This window comes from Gemmatimonadota bacterium (assembly GCA_026706345.1).
GTDB lineage: Bacteria > JAAXHH01 > JAAXHH01 > JAAXHH01 > JAAXHH01 > JAAXHH01.
Map to the genome: position 1 here is coordinate 1 of JAPOYX010000127.1, position 4,902 is coordinate 4,902.

At 51.9% G+C, this 4,902-nt stretch carries 5 protein-coding genes; all 5 read right to left on the bottom strand.

The annotated features are described in order from the left end of the window. Nucleotides 1–24 precede the first annotated feature (24 nt). Entirely contained in the window at nt 25–804 is a 780-nt protein-coding gene (locus tag OXG98_08235) for an SDR family oxidoreductase (protein ID MCY3771993.1), read from the bottom strand. A gap of 705 nt (nt 805–1,509) precedes the next feature. Beyond that, complete coding sequence (locus tag OXG98_08240) at nt 1,510–2,094, bottom strand: NUDIX domain-containing protein (protein MCY3771994.1); 585 nt, start codon at nt 2,092–2,094, stop codon at nt 1,510–1,512. 146 nt (nt 2,095–2,240) lie between these two features. Next, a complete protein-coding gene (locus tag OXG98_08245) occupies nt 2,241–2,867 on the bottom strand; it encodes a serine hydrolase (protein ID MCY3771995.1) in 627 nt (208 codons plus the stop codon). Nucleotides 2,868–3,412: 545 nt separating this feature from the next. After that, entirely contained in the window at nt 3,413–4,306 is an 894-nt protein-coding gene (locus OXG98_08250) for a DUF2268 domain-containing putative Zn-dependent protease (GenBank protein ID MCY3771996.1), read from the bottom strand. A gap of 157 nt (nt 4,307–4,463) precedes the next feature. Further along, on the bottom strand, nt 4,464–4,902 hold a 439-nt coding region (locus OXG98_08255), incomplete at its 5' end, for a GNAT family N-acetyltransferase (protein ID MCY3771997.1).

The following is a 4,902-nucleotide window of genomic DNA, read 5'->3' on the forward strand; positions in this document are numbered from 1 at the left end:
CCGCTGGTTTCAACGACACCGTCCTTATCGAACACCGCCATTGCTGTATATTAACTGGCCGTTTATCCATCCACCCTCTTCGGAACAGAGGAAACTGACGAGCCGGGCACAGTCCGCCGGCAAGCCGATTCGGCCGAGTGGTGTCTCATGACGTATCTGCTCTTTCAGATCATCCGACATCCAGCCCGTGTCTGTTCCACCCGGATTGATGACGTTTGCCGTGACTCCCCGGTCCTTGAATTCCTGGGCAGCCGCGAGGACAATACGATCCATCGCCCCCTTGCTGGCGCCATAGGGCAGGTGGTGCGTAGTATGATCGCTTATGATCGAAATAATACGACCACGCCCATGATCACCCTGGAATCGTCTTCCAAACTCCCTTGTCAGCAGCCACGTAGCTCGAGCGTTAACCGCAAAATGCAGATCAAAGCTCTCAACAGTCGTGTTTTCGATATTGCTTTCTACCGCGTGACAGTGTGCCATCACCAGGGCGGAGACAGGACCAAGGGAGTCTTCAACATGGTCAAAAACACGCTTCGGAGAAGCGATGTCTGACAGGTCGGCTTCGATAGAAACTGTCCGTACATTAGAATCACGGATCCGGTCATTGATTGCCACGGCTTCGCTCTCATCGATACCCCAGGGCATGGCGGCATCGTACGGTCGCCAGTAGGTAGTCGCCACATCCCAACCTGTTTTGGCCAGGGCCAGAGAAATTGCTGCACCAATGCCGATCTTGCGGCTCACTCCTGTAACGAGCGCGACAGGTCGCGTCGCGACAGGACGCGTATAGTTTTCCTTCAATCTGGACCTCACGATTCCATTCGTCTTCGAATACCATGCAACGCACGGTGCAAAAGCCTACCCATATCAGTGGGCAAATTTCAGTCGCCTTGAAATTGGCCAAGCCAGTTCGACTCCGAATGCTCCCAGTTGTGCAAGGGGCAATAGTAGAGCCTGGCTTACGGTAAACCATTCACAGCGGTCTGTCGATCCGTCTTTTTCGGCTCTGAGGTTGAACTTTCCGAGCGTAACATCGTAGACAATTCCTATGTGGTGGACCGGGTCGCCCTTACGTTAAGCCGGATGCTCATACACCTGGGAATAGACCGCGGCCAACCGAGACTTTTCAATTTCTACAACGCCTGTCTCTTCTTCCAATTCCCTATGTAACGTGACCTCCGGGTGCTCGCCCCATTCGATCCCTCCTCCAGGCAATGTCCATAGTCCGGCATCTGCCAGACCGCTCGTCACGCGAACCAGCAGTAAACTGTCTGATGGGTCACGGCATATACCATACGCACCGTGGTATACGTGCTTGTTAGCAAGTTCTGAGGACATTACGATTATCCGCGGTTTGTTTTTGGTCCAGAATACCTATCCTATCGGATCTGCAGATAAATGATCATGGCCAAAGAACACTAAATCGAATTTAACTAACCGAAGAATTTATACAGGTCGTCGGGGCGAGGACTCTGGTCGATGGATTTGAAGTCAACCCGCGATGCATCACTTAATCGTCCAGGGAATGGATTTCGTCTCAATGGCTCGCCGGACGTTACCAAGCCAGACAGACCAGAACCAGGATGTATTACACTCACGGGGGAGAAATCTCGCCTCAATTGTATATCTCTTATCCGAGTTGACCGGACCTTCCAGATATGGTTCCAGTTCCGAGTACGGAATCCATGCGTAGGGACCTCTTTCACTGTAGGACTGATCGTCATTGGGAACTGGATTGTTGGTTACAAGTTGCGCTGGAACAAAGGGGATTTCCGCGAAGTACAGGGCGAAGCCATTGTGGTCTATTACCGGCTCCTGGTCCTTGATCTTAATGAGCAAATCATCTCGTAGAAAGTAGCCTCTTGTCTCTTCCTCCGTTTCCCGTGCAGCCGTTTCCGCCGTGTTCTCGCCCTCAAGGGGACTACCTCCGTAAGCATGCCATCCTCTGTCGTTTCCCTGGTTATCCGCGAGCAGCAAAAACACCTCGCCACCAGATTCGAAGTAGAGCACTATTCCCGCCGGACGCTCCGCGTGGACTCCGAAGCAGGGACCGGCAACAATCACCCATATGATGCAGAGTCTTTTGAGCATTTACTTTCTCCTCAAGCCTCATCGAAATGAGGTTACACGCAGCATGGAAAACCCAGGGTCGCAGAGTATCACATCTCACATTGCCAAGTTGGCCGTAAACTCGACTGTTCTCACGGTATTCCGTCAACAACTCCAGTGCCCCGCAATCAGCTATACACTACCCGATTCAACCAGTCGATACAGGGGTACTGGCCGCCCATTGTCATGCTGCATAATGAGGACCAGAGTTTGTAACCGTTCGAACCGTTGGCCATGGCCACCAATCCTGTTCCCTCTTCAGGATACCCTATTGCAAATGCCTTGAAGGGACCGTTGTCTCCCCAATGCCAGATTGCTTTTGATCCATTGTGAATCTGGGTTGCCCAACCAAGTCCCCACGAAACAAAGGGATCGTCTTTTACCGGAACATCCGGCCAATTGTCATGCCACGAAGCCGAATCGTTTACCGGGACCTGGGCGGTGATCATTTCCTTCGCCAACTCGGCACTGATGTGCCATTCGGCACTGTGGCCGGGTCGCATACAGGCGCACAAGATCTTAGCGACGTCAGAAGGCGTCGAATGAAGGCTGGCGGCCGAACACATGGACTTATACATCTGTTTCTCTGCCGGTTGCCCATGTTCATCATGACCGGTTGCCATGTCAGGCACTTGATCCGATGTACATAGATATGTGCTGAACTCCATTCCGGCTGGCTCAAACAACTCGGTCTGCATATAGGATTCGCCAGACCGGCCGTTACATGCTCGACCACATGCTGCACGTACATGTATCTTTCACCGGAATAACTGAAACGCTCGCCGGGTTCAAAATAGGTTTGCAAAAGTCCGCCTTCAGGATCCCATCCTTCCGAATCCCAGCAGTCAGGACGCCAGTTAGGGAAACCCGAAGTATGGGCGAGGGCTTGTCGCATGGTCATCTTCTGCACCCTGGGATCATTGGGAACGTAAGGGTTCGGAAGGTGGAGGGACAATGGCCTGTCCAGTGCCAATCGTCCCGTTTCGCACAGTTTAAGCGCGGCATATGCGAAAACCGGTTTGCTCAACGAACAGCCTTCGAAAACGGTTTCCGGTTTCACGGGTTGGCGTGTTTCCGTGTTCATTACGCCAAAGCCATGTGCCCATGCAGTCTCCCCATTCCGTATCAACGCGATAGAGAGCCCTGGAACGTTGGCTTCATGCGTTATCCGAGGGATGCGTTCTTCCAACCGCAACACCAGGTGATCGAGAGACTCATTGGACTTTGGGGGCATTTGCCTTCCTCTGATCCCGCCGCACGTTTATTGCCATACAAAACGCAAGCCGAATCATGACCGGTCCTATTGACCGTATCCGCTTTCTTGCAGGAATCGCAGCGCATCAGGTCCATCCTTGATGGCCAGGATGTCTCGAATAGCCTGATGTTTATCGTCCATCTTCTCGTAGTATGATTCGCATATCCGATAGCCTATGTAGTAACCCATATCAGGAGGCCTATCCCCTAAGTTTTCAAAGTAGTTATAGAGCCAATTGCTAAAGTTGTCTTGAAGCATTTCTTTGGAGAAATCCTCCCATAGCTCCGTTTCGTGAACCTGGCCGTATTCGTGCTGAAGCTGGTTCAAAAATCCTCCACTGGCAAGTTCTCCAAGAAAATCGGCTGCTCCTTCCATTATGGAATGGCCCAGGAGCGTGTTACCTTCAAAATCGTACTTCTGCTGGGGATGTATGAGTTCGTGAATAACCACATAGGGCAGATATTCAATCGGTCTGATAAGGTTGATATACACCGGTGGAAGTTCCTCTACGGGCGAATCGTCCGTTCGACACAGTATCTCGGTCCCTATGAGCAGACCGTTCCGCGATGTCGTCCCCGCGGAAGTCATTCTACCTATTACGAAATACACATCCTGAAAAACCGCTTCGTCATAGAGGTTTTTCCAAATGTGCATATAATTGCGAATCCGGTCCGTCATTTCCGGAACACGATTCGAGCTTTCCCTGATAGAAGCATAGTACTTCGGCCTAGCCTCGATGGCCTTGACCAATTCCTCGGCACTCTTGATCCTGGAGTTCACAAAATCCTCGAGACCAATGCTTCCTTTAGCCAGGTATTCCTTTTCGTAGATTTCGATTTTTTCTTCCGTAGCCTTGCCTTCCGACATGTCATATGCCCGCCAGAAGTTGCAGATATCGGACGTCACCAGCCGGACGTCGTCCGGATTGACGTGTGTCACGAGACTTTCTCTTGACTGCATGGCGTGTATTTTCTCACTACCTGGTAGGCAACCACGAACAAAACAGTGGCAGAAGTTCTGGCACGTTTAGGGGCCAAAGGTGTGCGAACTGCCTCGGCGCGGTAATCGGGCATGGTCGTGAACATGATATGGGTTTTCATTCCCATTCGTCTGGCCAGGACACGAGCCGCCGTTCAAAATACAGTTCCAGTCCACCCACCTCATCGACATGTGAGCCGATTTCCATGAACCCCATCGATCTGGCCATAGACAAGGATGCAGTATTTTCCGGGTCGATCGAGAGCACGAAACATCGCTGGCGATGTTGCTCAGACGCCCATTTCATTATTGCAATCGCCGATTCCCTGGCAATACCCTGTCTGCGGAAGGATTCACCAACTTCATAGCCGAGTTCCACCCCTTCTGCTGCTACTTTGCGCAGGTCCTCGGGACCGGGTTTCGAGTGGAAACCAATACGACCGCACATGGTCTGTGAGCGTTTCAGGACGATTGCCCGCAGCAACCAGGGTTGTATCTCAGGATTGGCATGTAGCTGCCTTAATCGCATTTCTATCGTCCGGGCACTGAGAACGAGA

Excerpts from the sequence above, each read along its gene's own strand:
- OXG98_08240 (MCY3771994.1), bottom strand. The coding sequence starts at position 2,094 with ATGCTCAAAAGACTCTGCATCATATGGGTGATTGTTGCCGGTCCCTGC.